We start from the raw sequence: 17,853 nt of genomic DNA on the forward strand, positions 1-17,853 counted from the left end.
AAAATTCATGAAATTACTTTAAATTTTTAAGAAAAAGAGGCACACAATTAATCGCTGCACCTCCTTTCTTTTTTATAAAGTGATAATCCCTGTTGGAATTTCTGGATCTGTATCGAATAACTCAACTTGACTACCAATCACAATGCCTTCACTGGCAAGGGTTTGTGCGACACTCATACGAGCCAAATCCTTCATATTGTTGTCTTTACTTAAATGGCCTAAATAAATTCGTTTTGTGTTATCTCCAATTACTTCACTCATTGCAATACCAGCATCTTCATTTGAAACGTGACCAAGATCGCCCAGTATGCGGCGCTTTACATTCCACGGATAGCGTCCCATACGAAGCATTTCCACATCATGATTACTTTCAAACAAGTAAGCATCCGCATTTTTAATATGGCCTTTCATCCGGTCGCTTACGTAACCCGTATCCGTTATCATAACAAATTTTTTATTCCCGTTATGGAATATGTAAAACATCGGCTCAACTGCGTCATGCGAGACACCAAATGATTCCACTTGCAAGCTCCCAAAACTTTTTACAGTTTCCATATCAAATTGAAATTTTTGATCCACGTTCACTTCGCCAATCATTCGGTCCATCGCTTGCCAAGTTTTCTCATTTGCATAAACAGGCAATTTGTATTTTCTCGCCAAAACGCCAAGCCCTTTAATATGATCTGAATGTTCATGCGTAATTAAAATAGCATCAACTTCACTAATATCTCTGTTAATTTGCTTAAATAAGTCTTCCATTTTTTTCCCACTTAAGCCGCAATCAACTAATATTTTTTGATCACCAGTTTCTACAAGTGTAGCATTTCCAGAACTTCCGCTTGCAAGAATACTAAATTTTAATTGTGCTGTTTCTGTCCCAGCTAAATTTTGACTTTTCATCATTTTTTGTACCCCCAAGCATCATACATACCCTTATTTTAACCTTATTTAGAATAAAAGAAAAGAAAACAAAATCAATCCTAAAATTGGATTGATTCTGTCTTATTCTTGATTAAAGACCGCTTCTTTAAATATATCTTTCCCCATTGATGTGGTTTCCGTATCTAGTGAGCGGGATTCATTCATATTAATAACCTGTTCATCTTTCGCATTAACTAAAAAATAATTTGTTTCCTTTTTATGTTTTACTTCAAAACACCACACTGGAAAATAAACGTCGCCACTTGATAATTGGACAGTTGTATAATACCCAAATGTGGCGTTTAAAACATCACTATCTGTTTTTAAATCGCCGTGCTGATAAATAACTTCAAGCGCATCCATCTCGGACATTAAATTCGTTTTCTCCTGCAAATCATCTTGTTTGCCCAAATAAGTTTGCTCATACGAGATAACCTTGTTCGCATCATTTAAGTGAAATAAGAGCTTACCCCCATCATCAAAAAGCACCATATTGTCTTTTACTACTTGATTATAGATGAGTTCATTATTTTCCTCATCATATTTCCAAAATTGATAAGAAGACCCTTTATACACCTTCTCTTTAATAAAACTAGCAAGTTCAGGTGTTTCTTTTTCCTTATTAGCTATAACCGGTGTTTTTAATACCGACTGAATCTTACTGGAGTTATTTGTTAATGTAATACTTTGGTCTTTTAAGTCTGCAATGTCCTTCGGTGAAAACGCGCTTTGTGTCGCAGTGAAAATTTCACCCATAACAGGCTTGGATGATAATTTAGGGTAGCTAATGTTATCTGTTTTTAAATGCTCTTGTAACGTATCATTTCCAAGTTTATCCGGATCATTCGTTGCTTGCTTATTAAATAACATAACGGCTAAGAAAATATCGAGTAGGAGAAAAGCAATGATAAAAATAATTTCTGTTTTTTTCCAATCCAAGCTTACTCACTCCCCTTTAAATCCGCTACAAACCACTGCCCATTATATTTAAAAATCCAAGTTGGACTTAGTACTACGATGCGATTTAGTCCCTTGTCTTCTGCCCAGTCCATTTGATAGCCGAGTGTAATCATTTGAAGCGAGTTAATATCAATATTTGGATTCTCTTTTAAGCTGTTATATACCGAAACAGAAGATGGTAAGGTCACTTCTTCGCTTTCACGAGGAATTGGATAGTCAAGTTTGAAAAATGGCCGACTATATTTATATACCGCTTCCTGACCTTCCGTAACGGCAATTTGCGCCATCCCTGACGAGCTTAAAACTTGTAGATTATTGACAAACAAACTAAAATTAGCCGTTCCTGATTGGGTTAAATAACCTGTATAGTAATAATTATCCGTCCAACCCGCATGCTCATTAACAAAATTAAAGCTATCTTGGATACGACTAACTCGTTTTGCTACACTTTCATTATTCATCGTCGATTCCTGCGAGGGATTAATATATTCTAATACTTTATTATCCGTATCGAGTACGATTTTGCTTGAACCATTAGTATACGAATTATCTTCATTTTTTACAGAACCCATATCAGGAAAAAGTGCTTTTGTGAATAAATTAATGTCCATCGAATCGACAATATATTTTTCGCTTTTCATTTTGACAGGCTCATTCGATAGGAAAATGGAATGCTTACTTGGAAGAACTTCTGGAACTTCCGTTAAGGCATTTTTTTTATCCGCTTCGTTCACAATTTTTTGCGCACTTTTAATGTCGCGTTCTTGTAGCGAGCTTTGATAAATTGTATCTTCATAGTCATTTGTAAAATAAACTGTAAATAAACCTGTATCCGTTTTATTTGTATCAAAAATAATGCGATTAAATGTTGCGTTCTCCAATTCTTTCCCGTCTACTTGAAAAATTTGCGAGAAGATAGAAAAGGGAATGTTGTTCGGATAGATGAGTTCAATCGTTCCATTTTGGTGAATAATGCGGTCGTATTCCTCACTACGTTTTTTCCCAGAGAGAACGACTTCTGAAAAACTAAAGCTTCTGCCATCAGCGGCAAGCTCATTCACATATTCACTGTCATTCGTTTGGAAATGGCTATTTTTTTGATTGACCTGAATCATCATTGGTCTAAAGACTTGCATAGCTGTTTTCTGTTTATCAATGCTTGTTTTCTCAACTTCTTTTACATTAATCGTTTCGTAGTCAGGTTGCCCTTTCCAAATGAAATAGCTGAGTACAATGCTTAAAATCACGAGTACGGAGAGAAGTGTTCCTCGTATAAATACATTCGTCTTCATTCCCAATCATCCTCCGGCAAGTCGCTGTACGGCAAGGTGAACTTCACAGTCGTTCCTTTGCGCTTGTTACTTTCAGCCCAAATACGACCACCATGCGCTTCAATAACTTCACGCGCGATAGCAAGTCCTAGCCCTGTTCCTCCCATTTCCCGCGATCTAGCTTTATCTACGCGGAAGAATCGATCAAATACTTTGTCTAAATCTTCTTCAGGAATTCCTAGTCCCTCATCACTTATGCTTATTTCAATTTGATCTGCTGTTTTTTTCAAGAAGAAAGAAATTTGTCCGCCGTCCGGAGAATATTTATTTGCATTCGAAATAATATTATCAAGTACTTGCATAACCTTATCTTCATCGATTTCAATAATGACAGGCGTGCGCGGAATGTAGCGTTTAAATTTAATTGAATCTTTCTTCATCATTTCAAAACGGTCAATAATATGATTAAAGAAGTCTGTAAAGTTAACAAAGCTTTTATCTAAATGTTCCCGGCCGCCGTCCATACGCGATAATTTTAATAAATCGTTAACAAGGCGAATCATTCGTTCAGTTTCATTTTGCGTAACTTCAAGAAAATGTGGCGCAATTTCCTTATCTTCCCAAGCACCATCACTTAAAGCTTCAAGATAACTATGCATACTTGTTAAAGGCGTACGAAGTTCATGAGACACATTAGATACAAAGTCGCGACGTTCTTGGTCAACCTTTTCCTGGTCAGTTATGTCATGTAAGACAGCAATGACCCCGTTTACAAATCCGGTTTCTCGCTGAATCACTGATAAATTCGCACGAAGCACATAACGTTCTACTGTACTTCTATCCATAGTAAGCGGCTCAGTCATATCCATTAAATCTTCAAATTCATATTCATCTTGAACACCTAAAACCTCTGTAAGTGGTTTTCCATTTGCCGTTTCATGTGCTACACGTAGCATTTTTTCAGCAGGTGAATTGATAAGAATCACTTTACCTCGCCGGTCAGTTGCTATTACGCCATCGGTCATGTAGGAAAGCACAGAAGACAGTTTGCGTCTCTCCCCTTCAGTCATGGCTTGGGCTTCTTGCACTCTTTTAGTTAGGGAATTAAAACTCTGAGCCAGTTCCCCAATCTCATCCAGACCATATACTTTTACTTTCCGCGTATAATTCCCGCGGGCCATCGCATACGCTTGCCGTTTCATATCTATAATTGGTTTTGTAATCGTCCGAGACAGTAAAATACCCAAAATGGCTGTAATTCCCATCGCAATAAGCGTTCCGGTGATAAAAATATTTGTAATCGAGTCCACTTGCGAATAGACCGACTCAATGCTCGCGGCAAGATAAATAGCCCCAATCACCTTATTTTTATTTTTGATTGGAGATACTGTGACCCAAACCCGTTTGTTGTCGTTTGACTCATCCATATAAATTTTATCTTCTGAAGTTCCAAGCGATAGAGCTCTTTTGACTAAAGGCGTGGTTGATTTTTGGCCTACAACCCCTTGGTTGTCCATATTAGACGTCCCGAGGATTTTGCCTCGCTCATCCACAATTCGAACTTCAAGTAAACTTGAATTATTACGCGCATAGTCGACCAAAAGTTCACGAATATCCGTTTGCATTTGCGCACTATTATCGCCGTTTTTTAGAATCTCCTCCCGCACGTTATAATCTAAAAGTGTCATACTATTTTTAATAGAATCTTGAAAGTTCTTCTCAAGCTGCCCTTCCAGTTCACGTACGAAATAGGCTCCAATAACTTGCATGGCCACTAAAATTAGCAACAAGTAAATCATAACCAGCCGGAATTGCACCGACTGGAAAAATTTCATTTTATGCATAAAACACGTCTACTCCTGTTCAGGATTTCTCAAATAATAACCTACTCCACGTCGTGTCACAAGCCATGCTGGGTGGCTTGGATTGTCTTCAATTTTCTCTCGCAAACGTCTTACGGTTACGTCCACTGTACGCACGTCACCGAAATAATCATAGCCCCATACTGTTTGAAGCAAGTGTTCGCGCGTCATGACTTGGCCCATATGTTTGGCTAAATAATGCAATAGCTCAAATTCGCGATGCGTTAATTCAATGGTGTCGCCGCGTTTAGATGCCACGTATGCATCGGGATGGATAACAAGGGACCCAATTTCGATTTCGCTATTTTCTTCTTCTTCAGCGGACTGGGAACTAATTTGGCTGTGGCGGCGCAAATTGGCTTTAACACGAGCGATTAGTTCTCGGTTACTAAAAGGTTTTGTCACATAGTCATCGGCGCCTAGTTCAAGGCCTAGCACTTTATCGATTTCGGAGTCTTTGGCGGTGACCATAATAATCGGCATATCATATTTTTTACGTACCTCCCGACAAACTTCAATTCCGTCACGTCCTGGAAGCATAATATCCAGTAAAATTAAATCGGGTTGTACTTCCTCCACTAAGTCGATTGCTTCGTCTCCGTCATAGGCGCAATATACATCGAAACCTTCTTTATTTAAATTAAATTTAACAATATCAGCAATTGGTTTTTCATCGTCTACTACTAAAATTTTCTTTTCTGCCATTTCTCAAACAGTCCTCCCATAATGGATTTATCCGGTTCTGCCGGCATTTTTTGAAAATCAAAACTATTTATCATAGAAACTGCGGCACGAAAGTCCTTCTCCCTGAACGAATTCGGCGGCGTCTTATGATGATTAAACTTGCTCACCTTTATACAGATAAAGCTTTAATTACTATTATAGCACAACTTAGAAATTATCTGAATTATTACAGCCATGCGCTCTTGAAAAATAAAAGGTATGGCATTCTCTAAATAGAATTCCCCATACCTTTTAATTCTTGACCTATGCATTTTTTAATCTTCATTATCGAATTCTAAAACTTCACCTGTAATGGCATTAAGTGTAATTTGCATTTCAGCGCGCCCGTCTTGAACTGTGACTTCCCAAATCGCCGTTTCATTTGATTGTTGCTCTAATTTCCATTCTTTAGCTACCCCTCCAGTTGCTTCTTTCTCAGCAATTTTTGTCGCTTCATCACGAGGTATAACTTTATCAAAAGCCAATTCAAATGTTTCAAACCTATCATCCGATTTCAGTTTTTCTGTACGTTCCTTTTTCACTTTTCCAGTTTTCGCATCTACCTTTAATTCATACTCTGAATTAGTATCATACCCGGTTACTTGATAAACATAGCCCTTAAAGGCTTGATCTAATTCAATATCCTGTACTTTCTTATTGGGGTATTCCTTATTAAAAATCTTGATGACATCCTTTTCTGTCAGTTTAATCTCTGTAACATCTGCTTTTGCGACTTGGCTGTTATAAAAGAACGAACTTGCAACACCAACGCTTAGAATAACGACTCCAGCTATCACGACTTTTTTCCAATTTTTCTTAATAAAATTTTTCATCTTTAGTCCTCCAATATTTTGTTGTGATTTGATATGTTCATCATATCTAATATTGTCGGAAGAAAAACCAAAATTTCATAAAGCTTAGATGAAGATTTCTTCATTTTGGAAATGTGATTTGAAAGACCGTTCCTTTTGGCTTATTATCCCTAACAATAAGGGTTCCGTGATATTTTTCAACCATTTTTTTAACAATCGATAGCCCTATACCTGTTCCTTCAATTTCACTGGAATGAGAAGAATCCACTCGGTAGAAACGTTCGAAAATCTTTTCCTTAGCTTCGTCTGGGATACCAATTCCATTATCTTCCACAAGTAATTCAATGCTTTTTTCATTTTCTTTTAGAAAAACAGCGATTTTTTTATGTGCATCTGTGTATTTAATGGCATTCTCCAATAAATTTTGAAGTATTTCTTGAATATCTGTTTTAGCCGCATGGAATAAAATAGCATCTTCAATTTCATATTCCACCAAATAATCATGAAGAAAACTCATTTTTTCAATTTCATCCTGCACAAGGTCTGACAGGTTTAGCTTTTCTGTACTTTGTTGCTCGTATTTTTCAAGTGTCAATAGTTGATTACTCATTTTTTCTATTCGTTTAGATTCCTGGTCAATAAAGTGAATGGATTCTTGTATAATCTCTGGATGATCATTCCCTCTTCGCTTAATAAGTTGCACATGTCCTCGTATGGCAGCAAGTGGCGTACGAAGTTCATGAGAGGCATCTGTAATAAATTGTTTTTCTCGCTCCATCGCTTTATGTTGTGCCTCCATTAATTGATTGAAAGCCGTTGCAACTTCATACATTTCCACTGGATTTTCTGGAACCGTTAAACGACCTAAACTTTGATTGTTTTTTCTAATCTCGGATATTTCATCAGTCATTTGTCGCAACTTGAAACTCCATTTGCGTACCACAAAATAAATGAGTAAGACGCCAATCACAAGCGTAGCAATATTTAAGAAAATGCCAATAATAAAAACATTGGAGACAGATTCGAAAATCGCCTCCGTATCAATTGCGAGTTCGGCAGTGAGAGTGCTCATTTGCTCTTTTTCATAAAAATAAAAGCCATCATCTGTTGAAATAAAAGAATGGCCTAAAAAGCCCCTCTTACCATTTTCAATTTCCTGGAATGTTTCTTCCGATTCATTGGAGTAATAAACAGAGCCATTATCTAGTGTGATTTTAATGGCATCGTCTTCATTTTTAGCGTAGGCATCGATGGTCTCAGCCCAGTTCTTCGTCGTCGCCTGGTTTTTCTGAATCGCTTCCATCGTAGTAGATGCCTGTTCTTCGATATAGTCATACATCGTTTGGAAGGCCACTGCCGCAAAAGCGATATTAATGAGCAGTAAAATGACGACTAGAATGAGTAGAAATTGTTTGGTTAGTTGACGTTGAGACGTTTGCTGTTTTCTTTTACGCTTCATTATTTTTCCTCAAAATATAACCAACTCCCCGAACAGTTTGAATAAGCGCGCCCGCATCACTATAACCGAGCTTATTTCGTAAGGCTCTCACATAAACATCTACAATATTCGTCTGTCCCACAAAATCATAGCCCCAAACCTCATCAAGTAGCTGTTCTCTCGTTTGCACCACTTCAGCTGACTTCACAAGTTCTAACAATACACCAAACTCTTTTGGGGTTAAAAAAACGGCTTCATCATGAACAAACACTTTATGTTTTGTTACTTCTATCCGAATCGATTCATACTGAAGCATTTGAACGGCCTGTTTATTTTTTTCAGCGCGCCTTGCCACAACTCGAATGCGCGCAAATAATTCTTCAATTTCAAACGGTTTTGTAAGGTAATCATCGAGGCCACTATCTAACCCTATGACCACATCTGTCGTTTGATTTCTAGCAGTCATCATAATAATGGGCACATCACTTTTTCTACGAATTCTTCTTGCTACAGTAATTCCATCATAAACAGGTAGCATCCAATCCAGTAAAATTAATTGATAGTCTTCCTCATTTTTTTCAAAAAACTCAAGACCTTTTTGTCCATCATTCGCCCATGTGACCTGATAACCTTCAAATTTGAGTTCTGTTTGGATAAAACTTGCTAAACTTTCCTCGTCTTCTACAAGAAGTATGTTGAATGTTGTCAAAAAAATCCCTCTTTTCTTATAATTGTTATGGGTATATTTTTACCTAAAACGGTTATTTAGCCTTAATACGAGAAACTCTTTCCTTATCCCAAATCATACACTAAATTCTGTTTACTTTCATCTTCCATTTTATGCTTATACCTAGTTTACTTGAGTTTATCTCGTCTTAAAATGGTATCAAATGAAATTTACATGAAGAAATCTTCATAATTAAAAATAGCGGCTAGTAAATTTACATTTACTAGCCGCTTTAAACAAAATTTTACGAAGTTTATGTTAAACTTTTTTGGTGTTTCTTTAACTTTTTAATGGCCCAATCATAATGGCTTGAGGTTGTGGAGATAAAATAACTGCCAAGTGTAGTTCCACCGCTCCAAGACACCGCTCCTTTTTGAAATAACTCGTCATTTGAAAATGGTTCCATGAGTTGCATCACCTTATTATGACTTTCTTCTAAAAGTGTAAGGGCCTTAGCGTACTCAGTCTGTTGATGTTTTTCCCAAAAAAGTTGATTCATCGCGCCGTAGGTTTTCCAGTTATACCCCTCTTTTAAAAAATGGTTTTCGCTCCCCTTCTATATTCGCCTCTACCCATTTCAACAATAACTGTTGCCATTCATACAAATGGATGAGAACATCTCGTATATTCTTATCTCTTTTCCAGTGCGCTTCTTTTTGCTTAGAAATATCGAATGTAAATGGCGCCGTCTTAGCTTCTTCTGGTATCGCATCTAAAGTCTGCATAAGTAGCTGATATTTTTCATAACTCGCATTTTCAAGATCCACTTTCGTCGTTGGTCTTGCCACGTCCCTCATCTCCCCTATAATTTTGATACATATCTAAAACATGCCCCCTAACAAAAGCACGTAACGACTCAGGGCTTTCAACCACACAAGCGCTCCCTAGGCTTAAAATGAAGTTGTCCAACCACGCATTATGTTCAGCAAAAATTTTTAATCGTAAAAAATCGTCTTGCTCTTCTATAATTTCCACTTGGTGCCAGCTATCGAAAATATGAAAAATGGCGCGATCGATTCGGAGTACAAACAAAAGCATATTTTGTTCTTCCCAAACAAAACCTTTTTCAAAATAGTTCTCATCTGGTTTAAAAACTTCTCCTAATTCTACTTGTTTCGCCCGGTCCAGCAAAAATAATTTTGATGCCCCTTCTTCCAAACCACTTATATACCAGCGTCCACTTTTAAAAAGCAATTGATACGGCTCTACTAGGCGCGCCTTTTTACTTCCGTCTAGTTTCGTATAAAGAAATGAAATTTGTTGATAATTTTTGATGGCCTCTTGGATTAAAATAAATTTGGCGTCATCCGTTTTAGTCCCTTGCCACGAGGACAAATCCACTACAATTTGACGCGCATGTTGCTCAATTTGTTCTAACTCTGCCTCATCGAATAACAATTCCAGTTTGTTTATGATACTATTTTTATTTGTATCATTTTGAATATTTAATTGGTAAAGCGAAAGTAGCACATACTTAAAATCGAGTGAGGATAGCAGTTGTTTATCTAAATAATAATTTTCCGTAAGGCTAATGCCACCCTTAAAGCCTGGCGTGGACATAATGGGCACACCCGCATATAAAAGCGCTTCTATGTCGCGATAAATCGTCCGCGTTGACACTTCAAAAAATTCAGCAAGCGCTTGAACTGTTATCCTTCGTTTGCTAACAAGCAGTAAAACAATCGCCATCATTCGATTAAAACGCATAAGCAACCTTCCTTTTTTAAAAAAGTATGATTAAGATTTTAAACCAATATAAATTTCAATTCGTGTTTTTTCGATATCTGGATTTGGATAATACAATTCAAAATCGGTCACACAGGCGCGATTTAATTTGGTTTCCCAGATTTCTTGCCACAGTATGGCAGGCGCAGTCATAGGATTCCCTACGATTTCAAAGCGAGCATATTTGCCATTTTGAATGCTCACTGTTCCATTTTTAGAAGCTACGCCAGCAAGGACATCATAGGATAAAGAAATAGGATTTTGATAATCCCCTTCAAAATTAAAATACACACCATAAACAAGCGTATCCATGTCCATTGTAGCATGATTTTGATAGAAACCTTGCCATAGATCATTAAATTTAAAGCTCATATGCGCATCATTGTTACTAATACGTACATGTTCTCCTTCCACTTTAACTTCTTTAAAATTGACTATTTCATAATTCATTTTTCATTACCTCCCTTTCTTTTTCATCCTATCAAATGACTTTGACAACTGTTTGTCAAGATAGTCAAAATAATTATATAAAAACGCAAAAAAGCGACGATAAACAAAATGTTTATCGTCGCTTTTTTAGTCAAAACGGTCCCGACGGGATTTGAACCCGCGATCTCCTGCGTGACAGGCAGGCATGTTAACCCCTACACCACGGAACCATTTGTACGCCTCATAAAAAGGGCACCTAATCATTAAACCATGATTGCCGGAAATCGTCAACTATTTTTTTAACGGCTATAGGTTGCGGTTTTAAATATGTTTAATGTTTCAATCCGCTCAACAGCTTCTACAAGCCTATCCTCATCCATTAGAAGACCTACTCGGACGTAACCTTCGCCGTATTCGCCAAAGCCGCTTCCATCCGCTACCGCCACATTCACTTTTTCAAGTAAAAGTTCTGTAAAGCTTGTGCTTGTAAAGTTTTGAGGCACTTTCATCCAAGCAAAAAAGGAGCCTTTTGGAACGACGGCTTCCCAGCCAATTTTTTCACACGCGGCTAAAAAGGCATTTTTTCGATTTTCATAGCGTTCATTTTGTTCGTAAACGGATTGTTGGGAGCCGAGAAGCGCTTCAATTCCAGCATCTTGAATGGCTGGGAAAAGGCTAACATATAAATGGTCTTGAATTAAATTGATGGCTTCAATCATTTTTTCATTTCCAGCGGCAAAACCAATTCGCCAGCCGGCCATATTGTATGTTTTGGAAAGTGTATACAGTTCAATTCCCACGTCTTTTGCGCCTTCCGTCTCAAGGAAACTTATTGGTTTTTCCAAGAAACCAATTGCACCGTAAGCAAAATCATGCACTACCGCTATCTCATTTTTTTGTGCAAATGAAACGGTGTCTTCGAAAAACTGCTTTGTAGCTGTTGCGCCGGTTGGATTGTTTGGATAATTTAAATACATTAGCTTCGCATCCGACCGTGTAGCCGCATCAATTTGGGCATAATCGGGTAGAAATTGATTTTCTTCCAAAAGAGGCATTAACTTGTACTTTGCATCCGCTAAAACCGCACCAGAAAGGTAATCTGGATAGCCCGGGTCAGGCAGAAGCATTGTTTCTTGTGGATTAAGCAAACACATCGGAAGCTCCACAAGCCCCGTTTTCGTCCCGAATAAAATGGCAATTTCTTTTTCAGGATCCAAATCTACCCCGTACTCTTTTTTGTAAAAATGGGCAGCCGCCTCCTTCAATTCTGCCTTGCCGCGAAACAAAGAATACTTGTGGTTTTGCGCATCATCTGCGGCATTTTTGAGTGCATCCACGATATTTTGTGGTGTAGGTTGATCAGGATTTCCTTGACCTAAATTAATGACATCATGCCCTTCCGCCACTTTGCGGTTTACATTTTGCACAAGCTTTGAGAAAAATTGTTCTGGTAAGTTTTCGAGTTTTTTAGAAAATCTCATGTCGCATGCCTCCCGTTTTATGTTTCATTGATAAACATCTTAAAGTTTTCTTGCAATTTTGTCTAGTCCGGAAATAAAAAAGATTAAAAAAGCATTGACAACAGCTCCAAAAATCGGTATATTTTTACGTAACAAGTTTTTATAATCCAATTCTCTTATCGAGAGTGGCTGAGGGACTGGCCCGTTGACGCCCGGCAACCTAACTTTTTCAAGTGAAGGTGCTAATTCCAGCAAAATGGTATGTCCATTTTGGCAGATAAGAGGAGTTCGAATACGCAAATCATTCAACTTCTCTATTCTGAAATAGGGGGGTTATTTTTATGCCCATTTAAGGTTCACTCAAAAAGAAATTGTATAAAAATTTAGTTCATACATATTTAGGGAGGAATTTTCATGAAAAAGAGAACAAAGGGAATTTTTATTTCAATCATTGGTGCTTCACTACTTGCACTTACAGCTTGCGGGGGCGGTAGCTCTGAAAAGCTTAGTACAGAAAAAATCACACTTGGCGTAACAGGAGGTCCCCACCAACAAATTGCACAAGAAGTGAAAAAGTTAGCTAAAAAAGACGGCCTTGATATTACTATCAAAACGTTTGACGATTATAATACACCTAATACAGCGCTAAACGACGGGGATTTAGACGCGAATAACTACCAAACCATTCCTTTTTTAGATGCTCAGAAAAAAGATAAAGGCTACAAAATCGAGCAAGTCTTTAAAACAGTCGCTTTCCCAATGGGCATTTACGCAAAAGATATTAAAGACATTAAAGGACTTAAAAAGGGGGATAAAATTGCAGTTCCAAATGATCCTTCAAACGAATATCGTGGCTTAAAACTTTTTGAAGATGCTGGCGTTTTAAAACTTAAAGACGGTGTAGAAGAAAAAGCAACGAAAAAAGATGTGGCGGAAAATCCACTCGATTTAGAAATCATTGAACTTGAAGCATCTCAAATCCCCTCCCAGTTAGGCGAAGTAAAAGCAGCGGCTATTAATACAAACTTCGCAATGGGTGCAGGACTTACGATTAACGATGATGCCATTTTCCATGAGCCGACTAAAGACAATCCTTATCCAAATGTTTTTGTCGTTCGTACTGAAAACAAAGATGATGAAGTAGTCAAAACGCTTGAAAAATATTACCATTCTGATGAAATCAAAAGCTTCATTGATAAAGAATTTAATGGGTCAGTCGTACCTGCATTTTAGGGAGTTGTTAGCATGATTAAGCTCGAACATGTAAGTAAAACATTTGATGTAAACGGACGGAGCGTTCAGGCGGTCAAGGATGTCTCCCTTTCTGTCCAAAAAGGTGAGATTTATGGTGTAGTTGGTTATAGTGGCGCTGGAAAAAGCACACTTGTGCGTTGTATTAACTTTTTGGAAAAACCAACTGAGGGAACGGTTCAAATTGCTGGTGAAAACTTGGCGTCACTATCTACTAAAAATCTGCGTTTGACAAGGCGTAAAATTGGAATGATTTTTCAAGGCTACAACCTACTTAAAACGGCCACTGTTTATGAAAATATCGCATTACCGCTTAAACTTGAGGGCCTAAGTAGCGACGAAATTAAAGTTCGCGTAGAAAAATATTTAGACATTGTTGGCCTTACGGAGAAAAAAGAAAATTTCCCGGCGCAACTATCCGGCGGACAAAAGCAGCGTGTGGCGATTGCAAGAGCACTTGCTCATGAACCTGAAATTCTACTTAGCGACGAAGCGACTAGTGCGCTTGATCCAGATACAACCGAAGCGATTTTAAATCTTCTTCTTAAAATCAATCGTGAACTTGGGATTACAATTTTCTTAATTACGCATGAACTCGATGTTATTCAGCGTATTTGTGATCGTGTGGCCGTCATGGAAAACGGACAAATTGTTGAGGAAGGCTCCGTTTTGGATGTTTTCACAAAACCTCATCATCCTACAACAAAACGCTTTGTTGGATCTGAGGCGAGCTTTGAAATTCCAGCTGACGTTTTAGAAAAATATAAACAAACCGGAAAACTCGTTTCCCTCCATTTTATTGGCGAAGGTTCGGATGAGCCTGCCCTTGCGCTCGTTTCTCGCAAATTTGATTGCCTCCCAAGCATTTTGGCGGGAGGAATTGATCACCTTAAAAATGATACACTTGGTAAGCTTTTAGTGCATTTAAAGGGCGACGAAGTGGAATATAACAAGGCGATTGATTATTTACGTGAACAAGGCGTTGTCGTTTCGGAGGTGCAACATAATGGTTAATTTTTTTAATGAATGGGGCGATACGCTCTGGACTGGCTTTCTAGAAACCCTTACGATGACAGGTATAACGCTCGTCATCGCCATTTTGGTGGGTCTGCCACTTGGTATTTTGCTTGTTTTAACCAGAAAAGATGGGCAAGCTGAAAATAAAACGGCTTACACTATTTTAAATTGGGTGATTAATATTTTGCGTTCACTGCCCTTTATCATCCTACTTTTTTTAATTCTACCATTTACAAAACTTGTTGTTGGCACTACAATTGGCGTTAAGGGAGTTATTTTACCGCTTGTTGTGTTTACAGCGCCTTACATTGCCCGACTGATGGAATCTGCTCTTCTTGAAGTGGACCGTGGCGTAATTGAAGCATATCAAGCGATGGGAATTTCAACATCCAAAATCATTTTAAATGTTGTCTTGCGTGAAGCGCGTTCAGGCATTGTTCTTGGACTTACAATCGCAACAATTGGGCTTATTGGAGCTACTGCGATGGCTGGCCTTGTTGGTGGGGGTGGTCTTGGAACTATCGCTTATCAATACGGGTTCCAGCGCTCTGAACCAACGATTATGTATGCAACCATCATTATTTTGATTATTATCGTTCAAGCCTTACAATCCCTTGGAAATTTCCTAGCAAGACGATTAAAGAAAGATTAAAAACTGGGGGAATACAATATGTGGAAGTTAGCACTTTGCCAAATTGATGTCACATTTAAAGATCCAGACGCGAATTTCAAACGGGTTCGGCAAGCAGTGACTGAGGCGGCAAAAAGCGGTGCCCAAATTGCCGTTTTACCCGAGATGTGGAATACGGGTTACTGTTTGGGTGAGCTTGAAATGTATGCTGACCGTAACGGCGAGCGAACGAAAAAATTTTTATCGGCGCTTGCGAAAGAGCAAAACATCACCATTATTGGTGGTTCCGTTGCCATCAAAACAGAGGGAAAATTCACAAACATTATGTACGCTTTTGATAGTCAAGGAGATTTTCTTTCTTCTTATAAAAAGGTCCATCCGTTCAAATTAATGGATGAACATCTTTATTTAGAGCCAGGCAATGATGCCAACTTGTTTATGTTAGACGGCATCAAAACAGCTGGTTTTATATGTTATGATATTCGTTTCCCTGAATGGATAAGATACCATGCTGCAAAGGGCGCTGAAGTCATTTTTGTTGTTGCCCAGTGGCCTGATGTCCGTATTTCACAATGGGAAAAACTACTGGTTGCGAGAGCTATTGAAAATCAGGCTTTCGTTGTTGCCGTTAACCGTATCGGGCAAGATCCAAACAACCAATTTAACGGGCATTCTATGGTAATTAATCCTCAGGGTGACATTCTCCTCTCTGCAGGAGAAAAAGAAGAAAATCTCTATTGTACAATCCAATTAGATGAAGTTCATGAGGCGCGATCGGCTATTTCTGTTTTCGATGACCGTCGTCCAGAATTATATTTTTAAACAAAAGTCTTCGTTTTGAAGGCTTTTTATTTATTTCTTCTTTTATTTTCATTCATTTTTCATTTTCCAACAGTACAATATAGAAAAATCAAGGTCATAGGTGTCCAGCCTATTTTATATAGCATCCTTGAAAGTGAGAAAGAGCCTATCCGTTGGATAGGCTCTTTCTTGTTATTGGTATTTCATTTGAATGTCCTCCAAATAGGCCACAAAGCCATCATAAAATTCATTTTGACTTTTAATCGTAGCATGTTTCCCTAAATTTAATAAAAAGCGGTATCCAGCCTCGTGGTTCGGTAAAATCACCTTAGCAAGAAAGTAGGTCTGATCTTCTGGTTTAATTTCTATTAAATTTGCCCGCTCTATAATTTGCTCCCTACCAGTGCGGTCTAGAAGCAAATCCACCTCAAGCATTTCAAATACTGGATACTGTTTTGGTGGATTAAATGGCTTCACAACAAATTCACGCGGAATAAAAGTTTCCGGAAGTACGTCTAAATGAAGTATGCGTGATAACTTAAAGGTTCTAAAATCTTCACGTTCGATGCTATATCCTTGTAGATACCAGTAACGATTTCGAAACAATAAATGATACGGTTCAACCTTACGATTCGTCTCATTTCCGTCGCGGTCATTGTAGGAAATGCGTACAAATTGATGTTTTTTAATGGCAAGATGTAGCTCTTCAACATGCTCATTAATTTTCTTTTTTTCCTGTCACATTTGAAAAATCTAACGAAATTAAATTATCCGTATTTTCCTGATCTGACTTTAGCATATTTTTCATTTTAAGCAGGGTTTTCTTTATCTCTTGTGAAGAAAATAACTGTTCAAATCCACTTAAGCTTGTCACGATTGATGTTAAATCATCCGTTGTTAGTAGACGCTTATCCACCTTATAGGTCGGCATAATCCCAATTCCCCCGTTAACGCCTGGCATAGTATATATTGGAATTTTAGCCATCGATAACGTCTCCATATCGCGATAAATCGTCCGTTTGGACACCTCAAACATCAATGCCATTTCATTTGCACTTACAAGTTCACGTTGAAGTAGCAGCATAACAATGCCAATTAAGCGCTCAATTTTCATTTTTTTCTCCTTTTATTTAAATGATGACAGATAGTTGTCAACATTACCGTGATATAGTTACATCATAACAAAATTAAATTTATTTTTGGAGGGAAAAGTTATGGCATTTGAAATTGTACATTTAGAAAAAGAAGTATTTTCCGGAGAAAAAGTTGAAATTCCCGAGTTTAATCCACAAGAAGGTTTTTCTAAAATGAGTGAAATTAAATCAGCAGCATTCGAAAAGTATGCAGATGGTTCTAAAAATTATGTAGGAATTAACGCAGCGATTGAAGGCAAGCAAAACTATATTGTTGCAAAATCCGGTGATGGAAATGGTGTCATTTCTTTCGAAGTTCCAGAAGGCGACTATGCAAAATTTGTGACAGAAGAAACAGAACGTACAGCGATTGATAATTTTATCGGTCAAACTTACGGTGAAGTCATGCAAGGCGGACAATATGACTTAGCTGGCAACTTCAACTTAGAAGATTTACGTGAGGATAAATTTACGATTTATATTCCAGTGAATTCGAAATAATTAGCACAAGCCCACTTTGAATACAAAGTGGGCTTGCTTTATTCTAATTTAGTAAAAAAGAAAATATAAAATAATCTACTAAAATGATAAAACAAATGATTATAACATATTAGTACTTAAAAATAAATTCGAAAAATACAACTTTTATTAAAATTATGAATTTAAAAAACAAGAAATGGATCAACCAAGTA

The 17,853-nt window shown here is 37.6% G+C and carries 16 protein-coding genes, 1 tRNA gene, 2 pseudogenes and 1 riboswitch; of the genes and pseudogenes, 5 read left to right on the top strand and 14 right to left on the bottom strand.

Annotated elements, in window-relative coordinates:
- Positions 1–72: 72 nt before the first annotated feature.
- The 13 genes and pseudogenes from LFLEISCH_RS10375 to LFLEISCH_RS10435 form a co-directional block, all read right to left on the bottom strand.
- Complete coding sequence (locus LFLEISCH_RS10375) at positions 73–903, bottom strand: MBL fold metallo-hydrolase (protein WP_007476171.1); 831 nt, start codon at positions 901–903, stop codon at positions 73–75.
- A 99-nt stretch (positions 904–1,002) separates the two neighbouring features.
- Positions 1,003–1,860, bottom strand: a complete 858-nt coding sequence (locus tag LFLEISCH_RS10380; RefSeq protein WP_007476173.1) for a two-component system regulatory protein YycI — start codon at positions 1,858–1,860, stop codon at positions 1,003–1,005.
- A gap of 2 nt (positions 1,861–1,862) precedes the next feature.
- A complete protein-coding gene (locus LFLEISCH_RS10385) occupies positions 1,863–3,173 on the bottom strand; it encodes a YycH family regulatory protein (protein WP_007476174.1) in 1,311 nt (436 codons plus the stop codon).
- Positions 3,170–4,996: a cell wall metabolism sensor histidine kinase WalK gene (walK, locus tag LFLEISCH_RS10390; protein WP_007476176.1), complete on the bottom strand. Its 1,827-nt coding sequence runs from the start codon at positions 4,994–4,996 to the stop codon at positions 3,170–3,172. The genes LFLEISCH_RS10385 and walK overlap by 4 nt, the downstream gene beginning before the upstream one ends.
- A 9-nt stretch (positions 4,997–5,005) precedes the next feature.
- Positions 5,006–5,719, bottom strand: coding sequence for a response regulator YycF (yycF, locus tag LFLEISCH_RS10395; RefSeq protein WP_007476178.1), 714 nt, complete (start codon positions 5,717–5,719; stop codon positions 5,006–5,008).
- 293 nt (positions 5,720–6,012) lie between these two features.
- Complete coding sequence (locus LFLEISCH_RS10400; RefSeq protein ID WP_007476180.1) at positions 6,013–6,570, bottom strand: PepSY domain-containing protein; 558 nt, start codon at positions 6,568–6,570, stop codon at positions 6,013–6,015.
- Positions 6,571–6,670: 100 nt separating this feature from the next.
- Positions 6,671–8,008, bottom strand: coding sequence for a sensor histidine kinase (locus LFLEISCH_RS10405; RefSeq protein ID WP_007476183.1), 1,338 nt, complete (start codon positions 8,006–8,008; stop codon positions 6,671–6,673).
- On the bottom strand, positions 7,998–8,696 hold the full coding sequence (locus LFLEISCH_RS10410; protein ID WP_007476186.1) for a response regulator transcription factor: 699 nt from the start codon (positions 8,694–8,696) through the stop codon (positions 7,998–8,000). Before LFLEISCH_RS10410 ends, LFLEISCH_RS10405 begins: the two co-directional genes overlap by 11 nt.
- Before the next feature lie 271 nt (positions 8,697–8,967).
- A pseudogene (locus LFLEISCH_RS16505) lies at positions 8,968–9,511 on the bottom strand (ClbS/DfsB family four-helix bundle protein).
- Positions 9,471–10,406, bottom strand: a complete 936-nt coding sequence (locus LFLEISCH_RS10420) for a helix-turn-helix transcriptional regulator (RefSeq protein ID WP_394798127.1) — start codon at positions 10,404–10,406, stop codon at positions 9,471–9,473. Before LFLEISCH_RS10420 ends, LFLEISCH_RS16505 begins: the two are co-directional and overlap by 41 nt.
- A 45-nt stretch (positions 10,407–10,451) precedes the next feature.
- Positions 10,452–10,889, bottom strand: coding sequence for a GyrI-like domain-containing protein (locus tag LFLEISCH_RS10425; protein ID WP_007476194.1), 438 nt, complete (start codon positions 10,887–10,889; stop codon positions 10,452–10,454).
- 136 nt (positions 10,890–11,025) lie between these two features.
- A tRNA-Asp gene (locus LFLEISCH_RS10430) sits at positions 11,026–11,098 on the bottom strand.
- A gap of 69 nt (positions 11,099–11,167) precedes the next feature.
- Positions 11,168–12,349: a pyridoxal phosphate-dependent aminotransferase gene (locus LFLEISCH_RS10435; RefSeq protein WP_007476195.1), complete on the bottom strand. Its 1,182-nt coding sequence runs from the start codon at positions 12,347–12,349 to the stop codon at positions 11,168–11,170.
- A gap of 152 nt (positions 12,350–12,501) precedes the next feature.
- Positions 12,502–12,612: riboswitch (SAM riboswitch) on the top strand.
- A gap of 130 nt (positions 12,613–12,742) precedes the next feature.
- Between LFLEISCH_RS10435 and LFLEISCH_RS10445 the strand changes: the two genes are divergently transcribed.
- From LFLEISCH_RS10445 to LFLEISCH_RS10460, 4 genes are read left to right on the top strand one after another with little or no spacing between them, the layout of a single operon-like run.
- On the top strand, positions 12,743–13,561 hold the full coding sequence (locus tag LFLEISCH_RS10445; protein ID WP_007476200.1) for a MetQ/NlpA family ABC transporter substrate-binding protein: 819 nt from the start codon (positions 12,743–12,745) through the stop codon (positions 13,559–13,561).
- A gap of 12 nt (positions 13,562–13,573) precedes the next feature.
- Positions 13,574–14,593, top strand: coding sequence for a methionine ABC transporter ATP-binding protein (locus tag LFLEISCH_RS10450; RefSeq protein ID WP_007476202.1), 1,020 nt, complete (start codon positions 13,574–13,576; stop codon positions 14,591–14,593).
- The gene (locus LFLEISCH_RS10455) at positions 14,586–15,248 is read left to right on the top strand and encodes a methionine ABC transporter permease (RefSeq protein ID WP_007476204.1); all 663 of its coding nucleotides are present in this window, start codon (positions 14,586–14,588) and stop codon (positions 15,246–15,248) included. Before LFLEISCH_RS10450 ends, LFLEISCH_RS10455 begins: the two co-directional genes overlap by 8 nt.
- An 18-nt stretch (positions 15,249–15,266) precedes the next feature.
- Complete coding sequence (locus LFLEISCH_RS10460; protein ID WP_007476206.1) at positions 15,267–16,049, top strand: carbon-nitrogen family hydrolase; 783 nt, start codon at positions 15,267–15,269, stop codon at positions 16,047–16,049.
- Positions 16,050–16,220: 171 nt separating this feature from the next.
- Here LFLEISCH_RS10460 and LFLEISCH_RS10465 read toward each other — a convergent pair.
- A pseudogene (locus LFLEISCH_RS10465) lies at positions 16,221–17,142 on the bottom strand (helix-turn-helix transcriptional regulator).
- Positions 17,143–17,242: 100 nt separating this feature from the next.
- Between LFLEISCH_RS10465 and LFLEISCH_RS10470 the strand changes: the two are divergent.
- Complete coding sequence (locus LFLEISCH_RS10470) at positions 17,243–17,662, top strand: effector binding domain-containing protein (protein WP_007476208.1); 420 nt, start codon at positions 17,243–17,245, stop codon at positions 17,660–17,662.
- Positions 17,663–17,853: the final 191 nt, after the last annotated feature.

This window comes from Listeria fleischmannii subsp. fleischmannii LU2006-1 (genome assembly GCF_000344175.1).
Classification (GTDB): Bacteria; Bacillota; Bacilli; order Lactobacillales; family Listeriaceae; genus Listeria; species Listeria fleischmannii.